A 17,189-nucleotide genomic window follows, 5' to 3' on the forward strand; every position below is an offset into this window, starting at 1 on the left:
GGGCGCGGCCCGACGCCGGCGGCCGACCGGATCGGGCACGGGTTGGTCGGCATGCGGGGCCCCGAACACCGGGGTGCCGGCCAGCGGCGTCTCCAGGTCAGGCCGGGCGCAGGACGAGCGTCCAGGTCGTGGTGGTCGTGCTGGCCGCCGCACCAACCGCGGCCAGGCCGCCGTAGGTGCCCGCCGGCACGCTGCTGCCGGAGTCGGCGAGGAGCGTGGTCACCCGCCCACCGCCGGTCTGCGAGCTGTTGCTACGCACCTCGACGCCGGCCGGCGGGGTGAGCGCCGTGGACGCCCCGTCCCCGTGCATCCAGTACGACACGGCCCAGCTCTGCTCGGCGGTCACCGGGGCGTACGGGGAGATCCGGGTGGCGGTGCTGGCCGGGTCGGTGGCCTTGGCGAGGACCGGCGCGCTCGGCACGACCCCCCGGTAGGCGGCCACGACCAGGTTGCCCTTGGCCTGGCTGTCGAGGGCGACGCGTACCGCCGATCCGGCGTCTCCGGCGGCGGCGACCTTCCACCAGGCGGTGGTGGTGGCGAAGCCGCCGTCGAGCCGGTCGAGGCGGGTCCAGCCGGTGACCCCGGTGGGCTCGCCGGTGCCGGTGTGGGTGTTCTGGCTGAGCAGGAGCAGCAGGGTGTCGCCCGGCTGGACGGTCGACGGCACGGTGACCGTGTGGCTGGTCCAGTTGGCGTTCGCGGTGGCCTGGCCGACGAAGGAGATCCGTTCGGCCACCGGCGCGACGGTGACGTCGACGGTCGCCGTGCCGGTGGCACCCCGGTCGTCGGTGACCGTGAGGGTGACCGGGTAGGTGCCGGCCGCCGCGTAGGTGTGCGAGGTGGTCGGCACGGAGACGGTGTCGGTGGTGGAGCCGTCGCCGAAGGTCCAGCGGTAATCCTGGATCGCGCCGTCGGCGTCGGTGGAGCCGGCACCGGAGAAGGTGCAGACCAGCCCGGAGCAGGACGGGACGAGCCGGGCCACCGGCGGCTGGTTGGCGGCGCCGCCCGATCCCTTCAGGATCTTCACGTAGTCGATGTCGCCCGCGAAGTAGTCGCAGGTGACCTCCACGCCGTCGCACTGGCTCTTGCCGCCGATGGAGAGCTGCTTGCTGTTCGCGATGGTCCCGGTCGGCCCGGTCAGCCGGCTCATCCGCACCCCGTCGACGTACATCTCGACGTAGCTGGAGGTGCGGTTGCAGGTGACGGTGTGCCACTGGCCGTCGTTGATGGGCACGTCGGTGTAGCCGGTCCGGGAGGCGCCGTCGCCGCCGCGGAACAGGCACTTCGGCTTGCCGTTCGGGGCCTCGAACTTCCAGTAGCCGCCGACGGTCCCGCCCTGTCCCTTCTGGAGGATGTTGCCGAAGGAGTACGTGGTCCGGTAGCGGATGGTGAACGAGAAGTCCCCGGCGTCCGGGTTGAAGTCGGTGCTGTGCGGCACCAGGTTCACGTGGCCCGGGACGTACTCCTGGTCGGTGGGCAGGTGGGTGGCGAACCGGTGCCCGGTGGCGCCGGCGTAGAGGGCCCCGGTGACCACCTCGGCGCCGATGGCGCCGTTGCGGCCGTTGCCGCTGCTGTCCTTGAGCACGGTCGACCCGGCCGGCTCGTCCATGCTCCAGAACGCGACGGTCCGGGTGGCGGTCGCCTGCGCGGGCGACGCCCCCAGCGCCACCCCCGTCCCCACCAACAGGGCGGCCACGCCCAGCCGGGCGGCTGTGCGCCGCCACCGTCCATGCCTGACTGACCGCATACGATCTCCTCCCAGCTCCACGGGCCCCCACCCTGACACGCTGCCGGCCAGCGGTTCCATAACCCGTTAAGCGGATCCGTACCAGGTCCTCCGTGCGGCCCGGCGACCGATGTGGCCAGTGGCCGGCGACCCGGTGGACCGGCGGCGGCGAAAGGCCGGGTGGGCACGGCCCACCGATCGGCCGGTGACGGCACAGGGAAAAGGCCCGCCACCTCGTGCGGTGACGAGCCTTCGTGCTGCTCGGATAGCTGGTGGGCGATACTGGGTTTGAACCAGTGACCTCTTCCGTGTCAAGGAAGCGCGCTCCCACTGCGCCAATCGCCCGGGCGCTCGCCGGATCAAGTGGCACCGGCGACGGTCGGCCCGCGAGGGGCGGATCGCGAGCGGACGACGGGATTCGAACCCGCGACCCTCACCTTGGCAAGGTGATGCGCTACCAGCTGCGCTACGTCCGCGTTGTCGCCGGCTCACGTCGGCGACGGGTGCAACTGTACCCGATGACAAGATCGCCCCGCGGCAGGCCCCCGGCGCGTCCGGGCGGCGAGCGGGGCCGCCGGGGTGACGGTCGCCACAGACCGGTGATTGCCCTGCTGGCCGCTGGGGTACTGACTGCTGCGACAGCACAAGCGTCCCCCCGAAGGAGGCTGTCGTGGGTATCGGAACGAGCATTTTCCTGATCGCGGTCGGCGCGATCCTCACGTTCGCGCTGGACGCCAGCATCGGCGGGGTCGACCTGGACGTCGTCGGCTGGATCCTGATGGCGGCCGGCGTCCTCGGCCTGATCATGACGACGCTGGTGTGGGGCCGCCGCCGTGAGGTGGTCACCACCGCCGAGCCGGTCGAGTACCGGCGGGTCGAGGAGCGCCGGGACGTCACCCCGCCGCTGTGACCCGAACCCGACGGGGCCGCCGGATCTGATCGGTCCCGAGTCGCGTGCGAAACGGGGGCGCCCCGCGGCGCCCCCGTTCGGCGTGCCCGGTCAGCGGCGCATCAGCTCGTTCAGCGTGCCGTAGTCGAGCGCGTCGGCCACCGCGCCGTACGTCCCGGCGGTGAACGCCTCCTCGGCGGCCCGCCGGGCCACCGCGTACGCGGCCTCGGCGACCGAGGAGCCGAGGCTGACCCGGGCCACCCCGAGCTTCGCCAGCGCCGCCACCGGCGGGGCGCCCGGCCCGACGAGCACGTTCAGCGGGGCCGGGATCGCGGCGGCCAGGGCGGCCACGGTGTCCGGGTCCACCACCCCGGGCACGAAGATCCCGTCCGCGCCGGCGGCCAGGTAGGCCTCGGCCCGCCTCACCGTCTCCGCGATCCCGCCGACGCCGCGCAGGAAGGTGTCGACGCGCGCGTTGACGTACAGCGGGATCCCGGCCCGGTCCGCGGCGGACCGGACGGCGGCCAGCCGGGCGCTCTGCTCCTCGACCGGGCGCAACGGCGCTCCCCCGTCGTGCCGGGCGTCCTCGACGTTCACCCCGACGGCGCCGGCCGCGAGCACCGCGGCCACGGTCTCGGTGACCTCGTCGGCGGTGTCGCCGTACCCGGACTCGATGTCGGCGGTGACCGGCAACGGCACGGCGGCGGCGACGCGGCGGACGACGTCGACGGCGGTCTCGCGGCCGAGCGCGTCGCCGTCCGGGACGCCGCGACTCCACGCGACGCCCGCGCTGGTGGTGGCGACCGCGCGGGCGCCGGCCGCGGCGACGATCCGGGCGCTCGCCGCGTCCCAGGCGTTGACCAGGACCAGCGGCTCGCCGGGGACGTGCAGGGAACGGAAGTGCAGGGCTCGGGTGTGGTGTTCGTTCACCCGGCCAGTCTTCGCCGGTGGCGCCGGTCGCCGTAATGTTTCAGTCCTGGCTGAAACGACGGGGGGCGGCGTGGTCGCGATCGGGCTGTCGGCGGGCGGCGTGGCGCGCGTCCGCTTCGCGCTCTCCTGCCTCTGGGAGGTGATGGCCGGCGTCCGGGTGCTCCGCGACCCGGGCCGGCACGCGATCCACCTGCCCTGGGCCAACCGGGTCCGGCCCCGGCTGGCCGAGGCGGGGCTGCTCGACCGGGACGCCGGCCTGCTCCGGCACCTGGTGCCGCCCGCGCCGGGCTACCTGGCCGACTTCCTCACCCCGCCGCCGGCCGGCCTGGCCCCCGACCTGGACCAGGAGCTGGCCGTGCTCTGCGCCACCCCGCCCGGCACGGTCCGCGCCCAGCTCGACCTCTATCCCGGCAGCCGGCCGGCGGCGGTGGCCGGCCTGTACGCCGACCCGGAGGCCGGGCTGCGCCGGCTCGCCGGGGAGATCGACACGTACTGGCGGCTGGCCGTGGCCCGCGACTGGCCCCGGATCCGGGCGGTGCTCGACGCCGAGGTGTTCCACCGGGCCCGGCGGCTGGCCGAGGACGGCGCGGCGGGGCTCCTCAACGACCTGCACGAGCGGGTCCGCTGGGAGGGCGACGCCCTGCTGATCAGCCAGCGCCACTGCGACGCCCCGGACGTGCCGGACGGCAGCGGCCTGGTGCTGGTGCCCTCGGTCTTCGTCTGGCCGTCGGTGCTCAGCATCGCGGCCGGCGACGTCCCGCAGCTGGCCTACCCGGCCCGGGGCGTCGGCGGGCTGTGGGAGTGCCCGGCGGAGGCCCCGGACGCGCTGGGCGCGGTGCTCGGCCGGGGGCGGGCGCGGCTGCTCGCCGCGCTGGACGCGCCGCGGTCGACCACCGAGCTGGCCCGGCGCACCGGGCTGTCCCCGGCCGGGGTGTCGCAGCACCTCACCGCGCTGCGGGCGGCTGGCCTGGTCGTGACGCACCGGCAGGGCCGGTCGCTGCTGAGCAGCCGGACCGCCGTGGCCGAGGCGCTGCTGGGCGCCTCGGCGTGACCGGTGCGGGAAACGGGAAAGGCCGTGTCGAATGATCGACACGGCCTTTCCGCTGGTGGGCGATACTGGGTTTGAACCAGTGACCTCTTCCGTGTCAAGGAAGCGCGCTCCCACTGCGCCAATCGCCCTCGTCAACTGCCGAGGTGGAGACGGGATTTGAACCCGTGTACACGGCTTTGCAGGCCGTTGCCTCGCCTCTCGGCCACTCCACCGAGGTTGCCCCCGACATGCGTGGCGGCATCTCCGAGCGGACGACGGGATTCGAACCCGCGACCCTCACCTTGGCAAGGTGATGCGCTACCAGCTGCGCTACGTCCGCGTGCCCCCGGTGTTACCCGGTGACGGATGAGAACTTTAGCCGAGCCCGGGAACGGTTGCCAAATCGGGTCCCGTTTCCGGGCGCGTCCGGGTGACGGAGTTCTCTGGCTGCGAAGCTTCCTAGGAGCCTGGGTGGGAGGCGATCAAGGGCGGCGCAGGGCTGCGACCTGCGGATCTGTCCCTCCGACGCGCCGCCGGGGCACTGTCCGGGATCCGACTGTCGAGCCGCGGACGGGCCGCTTCGGTAACTCCCCGTGGTCACTCGGATGGGCTACGGTAACGGGCGTGACGAGACGTGCCGCCGAGATCCGCCTGGACGCGCTGCTGCGCACGGCCTGTGAGGTGATCGCGGAACGGGGACTCGCCAACACCCGCACCGCCGACGTGGCCGAGGCCGCCGGGGTCAGCCAGGCCCTGGTCTTCTACCACTTCGCCACGAAGGACCGGCTGCTCGCGCAGGCGTTCGCCTACGCCGTCGAGCAGGACCTGAAGCGGCTCGACACGGTGGTCCGCTCCACCGCCCCGCCGCTGACCAAGCTGCGCCGGATGCTCCGCCTCTACGCCCCGACCGGCCGGTCGACCTCCTGGTCGATGTGGATCGACGGCTGGGCCGAGTCGCTGCGCACGCCGGAGCTGGAGAAGCTCTCCCGCCGGCTCGACCTGCGATGGCGACGGGACCTGGCCGCCGTGATCGCCGACGGGGTGGCCGACGGCACCTTCGAGTGCCCCGACCCGGCCGGCGCGGCGTGGCGGATCAGCGCGGTGATGGACGGCCTCGCGGTGCAGCTCGCGGTGCACGAGCGGGTGATCACCCGCCGGCAGATCGCCGAGTGGGTCCGCCTCGTCGCGGCCCGCGAGCTGGGCCTGGAACCGGCCCAGCTGGACTGAACGGGCCGGCGGCGGCGCGGCGCCGGCGCTCCCGCAGCCGGTTCCGCGCCGGCGGGTGGACGTTGGCCAGCTCCAGGTCACCGCCGTAGTGGGCGAGCACCCGGTGGTCCATCACCCGACGCCAGACCGGCGGCAGCAGCGCGGCGACCACCATGGTGGCGTAGCCGGCGGGCAGCTGCGGCGAGGCGTCGAAGCTGCGCAGCGTCTGGTAGCGGCGCAGCGGGTTGGCGTGGTGGTCGCTGTGCCGCTGGAGCTGGAAGAGGAAGACGTTGGTGACCGTCCGGTCGCTGTTCCAGCTGTGCCGGGGATCGACCTTCTCGTAGCGGCCGGCGGCGGTGCGCTGCCGGGCCAGCCCGTAGTGCTCCAGGTAGTTGACCACCTCCAGCAGGGAGAAGCCGACCACCGCCTGGAGCGCGAGGAAGACCAGCACCCCGGGGCCGAAGGCGACCGCCAGCACGGCGTAGAGCAGCACGGTCATGGCCCAGGCGGTGAGCACCTCGTTGCGCCACGTCCACGGGGTGCGGCCGCGGAGGCGGAGGCGGCCGCTCTCCAGCCGCCAGGCCGAGCGGAGGCTGCCCCAGACCGTACGCGGCCAGAACGCCCAGAACGTCTCGCCCAGCCGGGAGCTGGCCGGGTCCTCGGGGGTGGCGACCCGGGTGTGGTGCCCCCGGTTGTGCTCGACGTGGAAGTGCCCGTACCCGGTCGGCGCGAGGGCGATCCGGGAGAGCCAGCGTTCCGCCGTCTCCCGCTTGTGGCCCAGCTCGTGGGCGGTGTTGATGGCGATGCCGTCGACCACCCCGAGGGTGGCGACCAGACCGGCGGCGGCCGGCCAGGAGAGCCCGCCGTGGGTCCACACGGCGCAGCCGAGGACGAGGGCCGCGTACTGGGCCGGCAGGTAGAGGTAGGTGAGCCAGCGGTAGTAGCCGTCGGCCTGGAGCGCCGGCACCGCCTCCTCCGGCGGGTTCTCCCGGTCGTCGCCGATGAGCAGGTCGACCACGGGGATGACGCCGAAGACCACCGCCGGGGTGAGCCACCAGGCCCAGCCGGCACCGGTGGCGTGCCAGAGCGACCAGGCGATGAAGGGCAGTGCGGGTACGAGCAGGGCGAGCGGCCAGAGCGGCTTGCGGGTGTCCCGCCAGGGAATGGTGTCGGCGCCCATCGTCAGCCTCCGATCCGTGAACTCCTGCCCAGACTGTGGCAGCCGTCACGCGGTTTTACAAGAGGCCAACTTTTGTAAAGCGCTAGCGCCACCGACCGCGGACCGGCCGCTCGAACGCCGGCGTCTCGCGGACCGGGCGCAGCAGGCGGCGCATCCGCAGCAGCAGCCCCACGCCAAGGAAGACCAGCAGCCCGCCGAGGAGGAAGGCGCCCTGGACCACGCCGAAACCGCCCGAGGTGGACACCGGGCGGCCCGCCGCGCCGGGCGGCGGCTCGACGACCGCCCCGTCGCTCGACGGGTCGTCCGCCACCGGCTCCTCGGTCGCCGGGTCGCTCGGCTCGGCGCTGCGCTCCGTGGGCTCCGGCGTCGCCTCGGTCGGTTCGGCCGTCGCCTCCGCCCCCACCACCTGGCGGGCGGCGGTCTGCCGGGCCAGGAGGCGCAACTCCGGGTCGTACGCCTCGGCGGCGAAGCTCACCCGCCCGCGGGCCACGTCCTCGGCGAACGCCACCCGGTAGCGGGCCGTGACGGTGCGGCCCGGGCAGAGCAGGCCCGGGTCCAGGTCCCGGTCGGTCAGGCGGGCGGAGTCCCCCTCGGTCCGGATCTCCAGCGGGAACGAGCCGCTGTCCTCCACCCGGTCCACCTTGACCTGGTCCAGCCGCAGGCCCTGCACCCGCAGCAGCATCGACCAGCGCACCTTGACGCAGCCGCCCCCGTCGGTCCGGGACACCACGGCGGAGAGGGTCTCCACCCGGTCGCCGGCCGTGAACTCGTCCGGCAGGCCGCTCAGTTCGGTGGTGAAGGCAGCCGCCGCCCCGGCCGGCACGGCCCCGCCGAGCCCGACCCCGGCCAGGCAGGTCAGCACCACCCCGATCCGCAGCGCGTACCGCCACCCGCTCACCACCGCCTCCTCCCGTCGGCCGCGTCCACCCGGAAACGCTAGGAGCGGCGCCGGCGCGCCGGTAGACGGGCGTGTTCGCACGGACCGCCAACACCGGGCCCGGTTCTCACGGACGGTGGTGAACCGGTCACGCCCCCACCGCGACACGCCCGGGATCGCCGGCCGGCGGTCTTCCGCGGTACGACAGAATCACCCGGTGTCCGACCTGTCCGCGGCCTTCGTGAGGCTGCATGCCCGGCTCACCCCGGTCGCCTTCGTCCCCGAGGTGCGGCTGCACCAGGCCGACGAGCCGATCGGTCTCTGGGAGCTGACCGAGGGCGAGTTCCACAGCGCCCAGCCGCCGCCGTTCTGGGCGTTCGCCTGGGCTGGCGGGCAGGCCCTCGCCCGCTACGTCACCGACCACCCCGAGCTGGTCGCCGGCCGCCGGGTGCTCGACCTCGCCTCCGGCTCCGGCCTGGTCGCCATCGCCGCCGCGCGGGGCGGCGCGGCCGCCGTCCGGGCCGTCGAGGTCGATGAGCGGGCCGTCGCGGCCGTCGCGCTCAACGCCGAGGCCAACGGGGTACGCGTGGACGCCGAACTCGGCGACATCCTCGACGGCGACGCCGGGGACGCCGAGGTGGTGCTGGCCGGGGACGTCTTCTACAGCGAGGCGATGGCCCGCCGGATGCTGCGCTTCCTGCTCCGGGCCGCCCGGTCCGGGGCCCGGGTGCTGGTCGGCGACCCCGGCCGGGCCTTCCTGCCCCGCGAGCGCTTCCACGAACTGGCCGCGTACGAGGTGCCGGTGCCGGAGGCGCTGGAGAGCGTACGGGTGAAGCACACCACCGTGTGGGAGCTGGACCCGGCTCCGCCGGGAGCCGCCCGCTAGCGTGACGCCGTGCTGTTCCGGGGCTGGGGGGAGTCCGTCGACGGACCGTGGCCCGACGCGGCCACCGTGGTCGACCACGTCGGCGTGCCGCACCTGGTGGTGACCCGGCACGCGCTGGTCCGGCGGCTACTCACCGACCCGGAGACGTTCCGGCCGGACAACGCCCTCGACGCGGTGACCCCGGTTCCGGTGGCCGCGCTGCGGGTGCTCGCCGGGCACCGGTTCCGGCTGCCCCCGACGCTGGCGAACAACGCGGCGGCCAGCCACCCGGAGATCCGCGGGATCGTCGCCGACGCGCTGCACCCGGACCGGGTGGCCGCCCAGCAGCCCTGGCTGACCGGCCTGGTCCGGGAGCGGGTGACCCGGCTCGCCGCCGCCCTCGCCGCGGGCGAGCCGGCCGACCTGTACGCCGACCTCGCCGCCGACCTGCCGCTGCTGGTGCTGGCCCGGCTGGTCGAGCTGCCGGACGCCCCGGTGGGCGCGGTCAAGGACTTCGCCCGGGCCGCCCTGGAGCTGTTCTGGGCGCCACTCGACGAGGCCCGGCAGCTCGCCCTCGCCGCCGAGGTGGGCCGGTTCCACACCGTGCTGCGCGGGTTCGCCGCCGCCGGGGGCGGGCTGGCCGCCCGGCTGCGCGCCGCCGGGCACTCCCCCGACGTGGTGGTCGGCGCGCTCTTCTTCCTGCTGGTCGCCGGCCAGGAGACCACCTCACAGTTCCTCACCTTGCTGCTGCACCGGCTGGCCGGCGAGCCGGCGGTCCGGGCCGGCCTGCGGGCGGGCGGGATCGCCGTCGCCGACGTGGTCGAGGAGGGGCTGCGGCTGGAGCCGCCGATCGTCACCTGGCGGCGGGTGGCCGCCGTGGACACCACCCTGGGCGAGGTCGCCGTGCCGGCGGGCACCAGCATCGTCGCCTGGCTGGCCCGGGCCGGCCGGGACCCGGCGGTGGTGGCCGCGCCCGACGAGTTCCGGCCGGGGCAGCGCGGCTCCCGCCGGCACCTGGCCTTCGGGGCCGGCCCGCACCGCTGCGTCGGCGCGCAGCTGGCCCGGATGGAGGCGGCCGTGGTGGTGGCCGAGGCCGCGCCGCTGCTCGACGGGGTGACCGTGGTCCGCCCGCCGTGGTGCCCGGACAACCTCACCTTCCGGATGCCCGACGCGTTCGTCGTCCGCCGGACCTGACGAAAGTCAGGGCGGACCGCTGCCCATCGGTGGCGGTGCGCCACCCCCCGCGCTCCCTACCGTCGTCGCATGATCACACTTCGTGGGTTGACGAAACGGTTCGGCGCGGCCACCGCGGTCGACGACCTCACCGTCGAGATCGGACCGGGCCAGGTGACCGGCTTCCTCGGCCCGAACGGCGCGGGCAAGTCCACCACCATGCGGATGGTGCTCGGGCTGGACCGGCCGACCGCCGGGCAGGCCCTGGTCAACGGCCGGCCCTACCGGGAGTTGCGGTACCCGCTGCACGAGGTCGGCGCGCTGCTCGACGCCACCGGTGTGCACCCGGCCCGCTCCGGGCACGCGCACCTGCGGGCGATGGCCCGCAGCAACGGCATCCCGGCCCGCCGGGTGGACGAGGTGCTCGACCTGGTCGGGCTGGACGCGCGGGCCGCCGACAAGCCGGGACGCGCGTTGTCGCTGGGCATGGGCCAGCGGCTCGGCATCGCGGGGGCGCTGCTCGGCGACCCGCCGGTGCTGCTGCTCGACGAGCCGGTCAACGGGCTCGACCCGGACGGGGTGCGGTGGATCCGCCGGTTCACCCGCGGCCTCGCCGACGAGGGGCGGACCGTGCTGATCTCCAGCCACCTGATGAGCGAGATGCAGCAGACTGCCGACCGGGTGGTGGTGCTCGGCCGGGGCCGGTTGGTCGCCGACGCGCCCCTCGCCGAGCTGATCGCCACCCGCCCGGCCAGCTCGGTCCGGGTACGCGGGCCCGAGCCGGCCGGCCTGGCGGCGCTGCAGGCACGGCTGGCCACCGACGGGGCGACGGTCACCCCCGACGAGGACGGGCTGACCGTCACCGGCGTGACGGCCGGCCGGGTCGGTGACCTCGCGTACGAGCTGGGGGTGCGGCTGCACGAGCTGACCCCGGGGGCCGCCTCGCTGGAGGAGGCGTTCCTGGAACTGACCGCCGGCAGCGTGGAGTACGCGGCCGGCCCGACCGGAGGCGAGACCCGATGACCGCGCTGACCACCGTCACCCCGACCCGGCCGGCGTCCCGGCCCGCCCCGACCAGCGGCCCGTTCGCCGGGGCGGTGGCCGCCGAGTGGACCAAGCTCTGGTCGGTCCGGTCCACCTGGTGGACGCTGCTGGCCGCCGTGCTGACCATGACCGCCACGGCCGGCCAGCTCGCCATCTACGCCGTGAACGCCAACACCGACGACGACCCTTCGGTGAACCCCGGCATCCTGCCGGTCGGCGAGGTGGTCGCCGGCGCGCTGGAACTCACCCAGTACGTCGTGCTCGCGATCGGCCTCTTCGCGATCACCAGCGAGTACGCCACCGGCACGATCCGGACGACGCTGCGCTGCACCCCCTCCCGGGGGCGGGTGCTGGCGGCCAAGGCGGTCGTGGTCGGGGTGGTGACGTTCCTGGTCGGGCTGCTGGTGGGCGCGGTCGGCGCGGCGGTCGCCCGGCCGGTGCTCGGCGAGTGGGGTCGTGTCCCGCTCGGCGGCACCGTGGCCGACGTGGTCGGCTCGGCCGCGTACCTCGCGCTCGTGGGCGTGCTGGCGCTGGGGCTGGCGGCGGCGCTGCGCGGCGCGGTGCTCACGCTGACCGTGCTGTTCGCGCTGCTCATGATCGTGCCGCTGTCGCTCCAGGAGCCGGGGATCACCGTGCTCACCCGGATCGCCGACGCGTTCCCCGGGGTGGCCGGCAACCACTTCCTCGCCGGGGACACCGAGCCCTACCCGGCGGCGGTCGGGCTGCTGGTGCTCGCCGGCTGGGCCGCCGCCGCGCTGGCGCTGGGCCGCTGGGCGCTGCGCCGCCGGGACGCCTGAGCGGGGCGGGGCTGGTCAGCCGGCGGGCGGAACCAGCCCCGCCTCGTACGCGAGGATCGCCGCCTGCACCCGGTTGCGCACGTCCAGCCGGGTGAAGATGCTGGTCAGGTAGCTCTTCACGGTGCCCTCGACGAGGTGCAGCCGGCGGGCGATCTCGGCGTTGGACAGCCCCGCGCCGACCAGGGCGAGCACCTCCCGCTCCCGGTCGGTCAACCCGGCCAGCCGGTCCCGGGCGTACGGGCCGCGGGCCAGCCGGCCGCCGCTGAGCTCGATGACCCGGCGCGCGACCCGCGGCGACAGGTACGCCCCGCCGTCGGCCACCGCCCGGAGGCCGGCGAGCAGCTCCCGCGGGTCGCCGGACTTGAGCAGGAACCCGCTCGCCCCGTGACCGAGCGCCCGGGAGATCAAATCGTCGTCGCCGAACGTGGTGAGCATGACCGTGGCGGTCTCCGGCACCAACCGGCGGATCTCCGCCGCCGCGCTCAGCCCGTCCTGGCGGGGCATCCGGATGTCCAGCAGCGCCACCCGGGGCCGGTACGCCCGGACCAGCTCCACGGCCGCGTGGCCATCGCCCGCCTCGCCGACCACCTCGATCCCCGGGTCGGCGGCCAGGATGGCCCGCACCCCGGCCCGGACCATCGCCTCGTCGTCGGCGAGCACCACCCGCAGGGGCCGCCCGTGGTCGTCGGTCACTGCGCGATCCGCTCCTTGCTGACCAGCCGGCCGTCGGTGAAGCAGAGCCGCCAGGCCGGCTCCGCGAAGGGGAAGTTGCCGTCGGTGTAGAACTCGCAGCCCGCCGGGGCGGCGCCGGCCGGCGGGTCGGCCTGCCGGCGGGGCAGCCCGAGCGCGTCCCGCTCCTCGCCCAGCCGCAGCCGCTCGAAGCCGGACCGGTCGAGGACCGCGCCCGCCGTGGCGAGCGGGTAGTAGACCAGCGCGAGCACCAGGGCGAGGCCGGCCGGGGCGCCGAACGCCACCAGCAGGCTGCGCCGGGCCCGCCGCCGGGCCTCCCGCAGCCTGCGCGCCGCCTCGCCGGCCCGGTGGTCCGGGGCGCCACCCGGCCCGACGTCGTCCGGGTCGCCCTCGTGCGGCGCGCCCATGCCTCCCGGCGGCACCGGGCTCGCGTCGTCCGCGACGGGCACCGGGGTGGCGGCGAGCGGCAGACGCGCCGTCACGGCGAACCCGGCGTTCCGGGGGCCGGCGTCGAGCACTCCCCCGGCCAGCCGGACCCGCTCGCGCAGGGCGAGCAGCCCCGAGCCGTGCGACGCCGGCCCCGGCAGCGGCCCGGCCGGCGCCCGTCCGTTGACGACCGACACGGCCACCTCCCCGCCCGTCCGGTCCACGGTGACGGTCACCGGGGCGCCGGGGGCGTACCGGGCCGCGTTGGTCAGCGCCTCGCGGACCACCCGGTGCACGGCGTGCGCGACGAGCGGCGGCAGGTCGCCGTCCGGGTCGGCCCGCAGCTCGACCGCCAGTCCGGCGTCGCGCGCGCCGTCGACCAGCTCCGCCACGCTCTCGCCCGGCGGCCGCAGCGACCCGGCCCGCTCCTCGCGGAGCACGCCGATGACGTCGTGCAGCCGCTCGGTGGCGGTGGCCACGCTGGCCCGCAGCTCACCGGCCGCCACCCGGTGGGCGGGCGGCAGGTCGGCGGCCAGCTCCAGCGCGGCGGCGCGCAGCGCGATGAGGCTCAGGTCGTGCCCCAGCGAGTCGTGCATGTCCTGGGCGATCCGGGCCCGCTCGCGCAGCCGTACCCGCTCGACCGCGGCCCGCCGCTCCCGCTCCTCGGCCTCGGCGTGCCGCTCCCCGGCCTCGGCGAGCGCCCGCTGCTGCCGGCGCAGCCGGCCGAGCAGCCAGGGGAACACCCCGGCGAAGAGCAGCACCGAGGCGAGCAGGAACCAGGTGGCCGGGTTGGTGCCGAGCAGGCCCAGGTTGAGCGCGGTGCCGGCCACCGCCACGGCGCCGAAGCCGGCGGCCACCCGGCCGGCGCCGGCGCTGCGCCGCCCGGCCAGGTAGCTGAACACCGGGATGGCGAAGACGAAATTGCCGTCGACCAGCGAGCCGAGCACCACCGCCAGCAGCGCCGCGAGCGGCCACCGGCGGCCGAGCGCCACCGCGAGGCCGAGCAGCGCCAGCGAGGCGGCCAGCAGCGGCAGGGCGTGGCGGGGCCAGGGCGGGGTGAGCCCGGCGTACGCCACCGGGGCGGCGACCACCGCCCAGAGCAGCAGGTCACCGGCCCGACGCCGGCCGGGCGGCGGGGTTCGCGCGTCCACGGCGGCCACGCTACCCACGGCCGGCCGGGCCGGACACCGACCAAAGTCAGGTGCTCAGCTGATCTCCTCGGCCCAGGCACGCCAGTCGTCGAGCACGCCGTAGAGGGCCGGGGTGAGCCAGCCCGGGGCCGACCGGCGGAACACCCCCGGGTCCATCCCGCCGGCGCCCATCGGCAGCGCGCCCAGCAGGTTCGGCACCAGGTCGGACAGGTTGAGCCAGTGCACCAGCTCCGGCTCGGCGGGCCAGGCGCCGATCACCACCCCGGCGGGGATGGCCCGCCGTTCCAGGGCCTCCAGGGTCAGCGCCGTGTGGTTGAGCGTGCCCAGCCCGGCGCGGGCCACCACCACGGCCGGGGCGCCCAGCGACACCGCCAGGTCGGCCACCGTCCAGGGCTCGCCCGACGGGCGCAGCCCCATGGGTACGAGCAGACCGCCGGCCCCCTCGACGAGCACCAGGTCGTGCTTGTCGGTCTCCTCACGGATGGCGTCGACCGCGGTGTAGAGCTCCAGCGGCTCCAGCTCGGCGACCCGGGCCGCGGCGAGCGGGGCGAGCGGGTCCGGATAGCTGGCCAGGGTCCGGCCGGTGAGCGGGGCGGCCAGCCGGGTCACCGAGTCGACGTCACCGGGGTCGCCGGTGGCCGTACCCGTCTGGCCGGGCTTGACCACCGCGACCCGCAGCCCGGCGGCCTGCGCGGCGGCGGCGATCGCCGCGGTCACCACGGTCTTGCCCACCTCGGTGTCCGTGCCGGTCACCAACACCGGCCCGGTCCAGCCGTTGCTACTCATGGCGCACACTCCACGATCACGTCCAGAGCCCGCTCGAAGTCCGCCCGCGCCACCCCGGCGCTGATGGTCAGCCGGAGCCGGGACCGGCTGTCCGGGGTGGACGGCGGCCGGAAGCAGCCCACCGCCACGCCCCGGTCCCGGCAGTCGGCGGCCCAGGCGGTCGCCGCCTCCGGACCGGGCGCGGTCACCGAGACCACCGCCGCGTCGGGGGCGGAGACCTCCAGGCCCGCCCCGCCCAGCCGGCCCACCACGAGGGCGGCCCGCTCGGCCAGCTCGGCGCGGAGGTCGTCGCCGGCCCGGGCCAGCCGCAGGGCGGCGCGTACCCCGGCCACCACGGCGGGCGGCGGCGCGGTGTCGAAGATGAAGGTGCGGCCGGTCTCGACCAGGTGCCGGACGAACTCCGCCGGCCCGGCCACCACCCCGCCGGCCCCGCCGAGCGCCTTGGACAGGGTCGCCGTCACCACCACGTCGGGCTCGCCGGCCAGCTCCGCCGCGGCCACCCCGCCCGCCCCGGCGGGGCCGGTGACGCCGAGCGCGTGCGCGTCGTCGACCAGCAGCAGCGCGCCGTGCCGGCGGGCCACGGCGTGCAGCGCGGCCAGCGGGGCGAGGTCGCCGTCGACGGAGAAGACCGACTCGGTCACGACCACCGCCGGGCGGCCCGGGGCGGCGGCCAGCGCGGCGGCCACCGCCTCGACGTCGGCGTGCGGGGTGACGATCGTCTCGGCGCCGGAGATCCGGCAGCCGTCGATCAGCGAGGCGTGGTTGTGGGCGTCGGAGACGAGCAGCGTACGCGGCTGCACCAGGCCCCGGACGGCGGCGAGGTTGGCCAGGTAGCCGGAGGAGAAGACCAGCGCCCGGTCGACGCCGAGCCAGCCGGCCAGGTCGTCCTCGAGGGCGTGGTGCAGGTCGGTGGAGCCACGCACCAGCCGCGACCCGGTGGCGCCCAGCCCGTACGCCGACAGCGCCCGCCCGGCGGCGGCCGTGACCTCCGGGTGGGTGGCCAGGCCGAGGTAGTCGTTGCCGGCCAGGTCGACCACGGCGTCGCCGGCGGCGCGCGGGCGCAGCCTGCGGGTGAGCCCCGCCTTGGCCCGCAGCTCGGCGCGGCGGTCCAGGGCCGCCAGCCAGTCCGCCACGTCCCGTCCCTTCCCCGACCCGTCGCCCCACCGGGCGCTTCCGCGGGGCGAAGTTACCACCCGGCCGGAGGGCCCCGGCGTGGCGCGGTCCGGCTCGCCGGGCCTGCTCGCGGTGCCCCGACGCGGCCGTTTCCCGGCCTCCGAGCGGCCTTGTAGGGTACGAGCCATGCCAGAGATCCTCGACCAGGCCCGGACCCAGGTGCTGGAGAACGGCGTCGGCCTCGACGAGGCCGGTGTCCTCGCCGTGCTGAACCTGCCCGACGAGCACCTGCCCGCCGCGCTCCAGCTCGCCCACGAGGTGCGGATGCGCTGGTGCGGCCCGGAGGTCGAGGTCGAGGGCATCGTGTCGCTGAAGACCGGCGGCTGCCCGGAGGACTGCCACTTCTGCTCGCAGTCCGGCCTGTTCACCTCGCCGGTCCGGTCGGTCTGGCTGGACATCCCGGCGCTGGTCGAGGCCGCGAAGCAGACCGCGGCGACCGGGGCCACCGAGTTCTGCATCGTGGCCGCCGTGCGCGGCCCGGACGCGCGGCTGATGAAGCAGATGCGCGAGGGCGTGGCCGCCATCAAGGCGGAGGTGGACATCCAGGTCGCCGCCTCGCTCGGCATGCTCACCCAGGAGCAGGTCGACGAGCTGGTCGAGATGGGCGTGCACCGCTACAACCACAACCTGGAGACCTGCCGCTCCTACTTCCCGAACGTGGTCACCACGCACTCCTTCGAGGAGCGCTGGGAGACCCTGAAGATGGTCCGCGAATCCGGCATGGAGGTCTGCTGCGGCGGCATCCTCGGCCTGGGCGAGACGGTGGAGCAGCGCGCCGAGTTCGCCGCGCAGCTCGCCGAGCTGGACCCGCACGAGGTGCCGCTGAACTTCCTCAACCCCCGCCCGGGCACCCCGCTCGCCGACCGCCCGGTGGTGGAGGGCAAGGACGCGCTGCGCGCCATCGCCGCGTTCCGGCTCGCCATGCCGCGCACCATCCTCCGCTACGCGGGCGGCCGCGAGCTCACCCTCGGTGACCTCGGCACCCGGGACGGCCTGCTCGGCGGCATCAACGCGGTCATCGTCGGCAACTACCTGACCACGCTGGGCCGGCCGGCGACCGACGACCTCAAGCTGCTGGACGACCTGAAGATGCCGGTGAAGGCGCTCTCCGCCACCCTGTGAGGACGACGTGACCGAGCTTGTCGAGCCCCCGGCGCCGGCCGAACCCGCCGGCGTCGCGGCGCCGCGCTGGTGCGACCGCTGCGGCGAGTCCGTGGCGGCCGGGCCGCACGAGGCGTGCGCGGCGGCC

General features: G+C 75.7%; 16 protein-coding genes and 5 tRNA genes. 8 read left to right on the forward strand and 13 right to left on the reverse strand.

The genetic code is table 11. The features are described 5' to 3' along the window. Positions 1-97 precede the first annotated feature (97 nt). The 3 genes from ABZV78_RS28335 to ABZV78_RS28345 form a co-directional block, all read right to left on the reverse strand. Positions 98-1,744 carry a PKD domain-containing protein gene (locus tag ABZV78_RS28335; protein WP_355643424.1) on the reverse strand — a complete coding sequence of 549 codons (1,647 nt, stop codon included), beginning with the start codon at positions 1,742-1,744 and terminating at the stop codon, positions 98-100. Positions 1,745-1,993: 249 nt separating this feature from the next. Next, a tRNA-Val gene (locus ABZV78_RS28340) sits at positions 1,994-2,068 on the reverse strand. A gap of 58 nt (positions 2,069-2,126) precedes the next feature. Further along, positions 2,127-2,199 (reverse strand) — tRNA-Gly (locus tag ABZV78_RS28345). A 194-nt stretch (positions 2,200-2,393) separates the two neighbouring features. Here ABZV78_RS28345 and ABZV78_RS28350 point away from each other — a divergent pair. Next, on the forward strand, positions 2,394-2,633 hold the full coding sequence (locus ABZV78_RS28350; RefSeq protein WP_355643426.1) for a DUF6458 family protein: 240 nt from the start codon (positions 2,394-2,396) through the stop codon (positions 2,631-2,633). A 90-nt stretch (positions 2,634-2,723) separates the two neighbouring features. On the opposite strand, the gene ABZV78_RS28355 is transcribed toward ABZV78_RS28350, so the two are convergent. After that, the gene (locus tag ABZV78_RS28355; protein WP_355643428.1) at positions 2,724-3,542 is read right to left on the reverse strand and encodes an isocitrate lyase/phosphoenolpyruvate mutase family protein; all 819 of its coding nucleotides are present in this window, start codon (positions 3,540-3,542) and stop codon (positions 2,724-2,726) included. A gap of 70 nt (positions 3,543-3,612) precedes the next feature. On the opposite strand from ABZV78_RS28355, the gene ABZV78_RS28360 reads away from it, so the two are divergent. Then, positions 3,613-4,593, forward strand: a complete 981-nt coding sequence (locus ABZV78_RS28360) for a helix-turn-helix domain-containing protein (protein ID WP_355643430.1) — start codon at positions 3,613-3,615, stop codon at positions 4,591-4,593. A gap of 53 nt (positions 4,594-4,646) precedes the next feature. Here ABZV78_RS28360 and ABZV78_RS28365 read toward each other — a convergent pair. The 3 genes from ABZV78_RS28365 to ABZV78_RS28375 all read right to left on the reverse strand — a co-directional run bounded on the left by ABZV78_RS28365 (position 4,647) and on the right by ABZV78_RS28375 (position 4,912). Further along, a tRNA-Val gene (locus ABZV78_RS28365) sits at positions 4,647-4,721 on the reverse strand. A 13-nt stretch (positions 4,722-4,734) separates the two neighbouring features. After that, positions 4,735-4,805: transfer RNA gene (locus tag ABZV78_RS28370), tRNA-Cys, on the reverse strand. Positions 4,806-4,839: 34 nt separating this feature from the next. Next, positions 4,840-4,912: transfer RNA gene (locus ABZV78_RS28375), tRNA-Gly, on the reverse strand. Positions 4,913-5,196: 284 nt separating this feature from the next. Between ABZV78_RS28375 and ABZV78_RS28380 the strand changes: the two genes are divergently transcribed. Beyond that, on the forward strand, positions 5,197-5,799 hold the full coding sequence (locus ABZV78_RS28380) for a TetR/AcrR family transcriptional regulator (protein WP_355643432.1): 603 nt from the start codon (positions 5,197-5,199) through the stop codon (positions 5,797-5,799). On the opposite strand, the gene ABZV78_RS28385 is transcribed toward ABZV78_RS28380, so the two are convergent. Both ABZV78_RS28385 and ABZV78_RS28390 read right to left on the reverse strand, forming a co-directional pair. Further along, positions 5,720-6,958, reverse strand: a complete 1,239-nt coding sequence (locus ABZV78_RS28385) for an alkane 1-monooxygenase (protein ID WP_355643434.1) — start codon at positions 6,956-6,958, stop codon at positions 5,720-5,722. The two genes, ABZV78_RS28380 and ABZV78_RS28385, sit on opposite strands and share 80 nt — an antisense overlap. Positions 6,959-7,040: 82 nt before the next feature. After that, the gene (locus ABZV78_RS28390) at positions 7,041-7,856 is read right to left on the reverse strand and encodes a hypothetical protein (RefSeq protein WP_355643435.1); all 816 of its coding nucleotides are present in this window, start codon (positions 7,854-7,856) and stop codon (positions 7,041-7,043) included. A gap of 196 nt (positions 7,857-8,052) precedes the next feature. Between ABZV78_RS28390 and ABZV78_RS28395 the strand changes: the two genes are divergently transcribed. From ABZV78_RS28395 to ABZV78_RS28410, 4 genes are all read left to right on the forward strand, one after another. Beyond that, positions 8,053-8,721 carry a 50S ribosomal protein L11 methyltransferase gene (locus tag ABZV78_RS28395; protein WP_355643437.1) on the forward strand — a complete coding sequence of 223 codons (669 nt, stop codon included), beginning with the start codon at positions 8,053-8,055 and terminating at the stop codon, positions 8,719-8,721. Positions 8,722-8,730: 9 nt separating this feature from the next. Next, entirely contained in the window at positions 8,731-9,894 is a 1,164-nt protein-coding gene (locus ABZV78_RS28400; protein ID WP_355643439.1) for a cytochrome P450, read from the forward strand. A gap of 69 nt (positions 9,895-9,963) precedes the next feature. Continuing rightward, positions 9,964-10,896: an ATP-binding cassette domain-containing protein gene (locus tag ABZV78_RS28405; protein WP_355643441.1), complete on the forward strand. Its 933-nt coding sequence runs from the start codon at positions 9,964-9,966 to the stop codon at positions 10,894-10,896. Next, positions 10,893-11,714, forward strand: a complete 822-nt coding sequence (locus ABZV78_RS28410) for an ABC transporter permease (RefSeq protein ID WP_355643442.1) — start codon at positions 10,893-10,895, stop codon at positions 11,712-11,714. The genes ABZV78_RS28405 and ABZV78_RS28410 overlap by 4 nt, the downstream gene beginning before the upstream one ends. A 15-nt stretch (positions 11,715-11,729) precedes the next feature. Here the strand turns inward: ABZV78_RS28410 and ABZV78_RS28415 are convergent, their stop codons facing one another. The 4 genes from ABZV78_RS28415 to ABZV78_RS28430 are packed head-to-tail and all read right to left on the reverse strand — an operon-like array spanning position 11,730 to position 15,900. Beyond that, complete coding sequence (locus ABZV78_RS28415) at positions 11,730-12,407, reverse strand: response regulator transcription factor (RefSeq protein WP_355643444.1); 678 nt, start codon at positions 12,405-12,407, stop codon at positions 11,730-11,732. Next, positions 12,404-13,981, reverse strand: a complete 1,578-nt coding sequence (locus ABZV78_RS28420) for a histidine kinase (protein WP_355643446.1) — start codon at positions 13,979-13,981, stop codon at positions 12,404-12,406. Before ABZV78_RS28420 ends, ABZV78_RS28415 begins: the two co-directional genes overlap by 4 nt. A 54-nt stretch (positions 13,982-14,035) precedes the next feature. After that, positions 14,036-14,776: a dethiobiotin synthase gene (bioD, locus tag ABZV78_RS28425; protein ID WP_355643448.1), complete on the reverse strand. Its 741-nt coding sequence runs from the start codon at positions 14,774-14,776 to the stop codon at positions 14,036-14,038. Beyond that, positions 14,764-15,900: an 8-amino-7-oxononanoate synthase gene (locus ABZV78_RS28430; RefSeq protein WP_355643450.1), complete on the reverse strand. Its 1,137-nt coding sequence runs from the start codon at positions 15,898-15,900 to the stop codon at positions 14,764-14,766. The genes bioD and ABZV78_RS28430 overlap by 13 nt, the downstream gene beginning before the upstream one ends. Positions 15,901-16,066: 166 nt before the next feature. On the opposite strand from ABZV78_RS28430, the gene bioB reads away from it, so the two are divergent. Beyond that, positions 16,067-17,062, forward strand: a complete 996-nt coding sequence (bioB, locus tag ABZV78_RS28435) for a biotin synthase BioB (RefSeq protein ID WP_355643452.1) — start codon at positions 16,067-16,069, stop codon at positions 17,060-17,062. Positions 17,063-17,189 lie beyond the last annotated feature (127 nt).

Source organism: Micromonospora sp. NPDC004540 (assembly GCF_040610095.1).
Lineage (GTDB): Bacteria > Actinomycetota > Actinomycetes > Mycobacteriales > Micromonosporaceae > Micromonospora.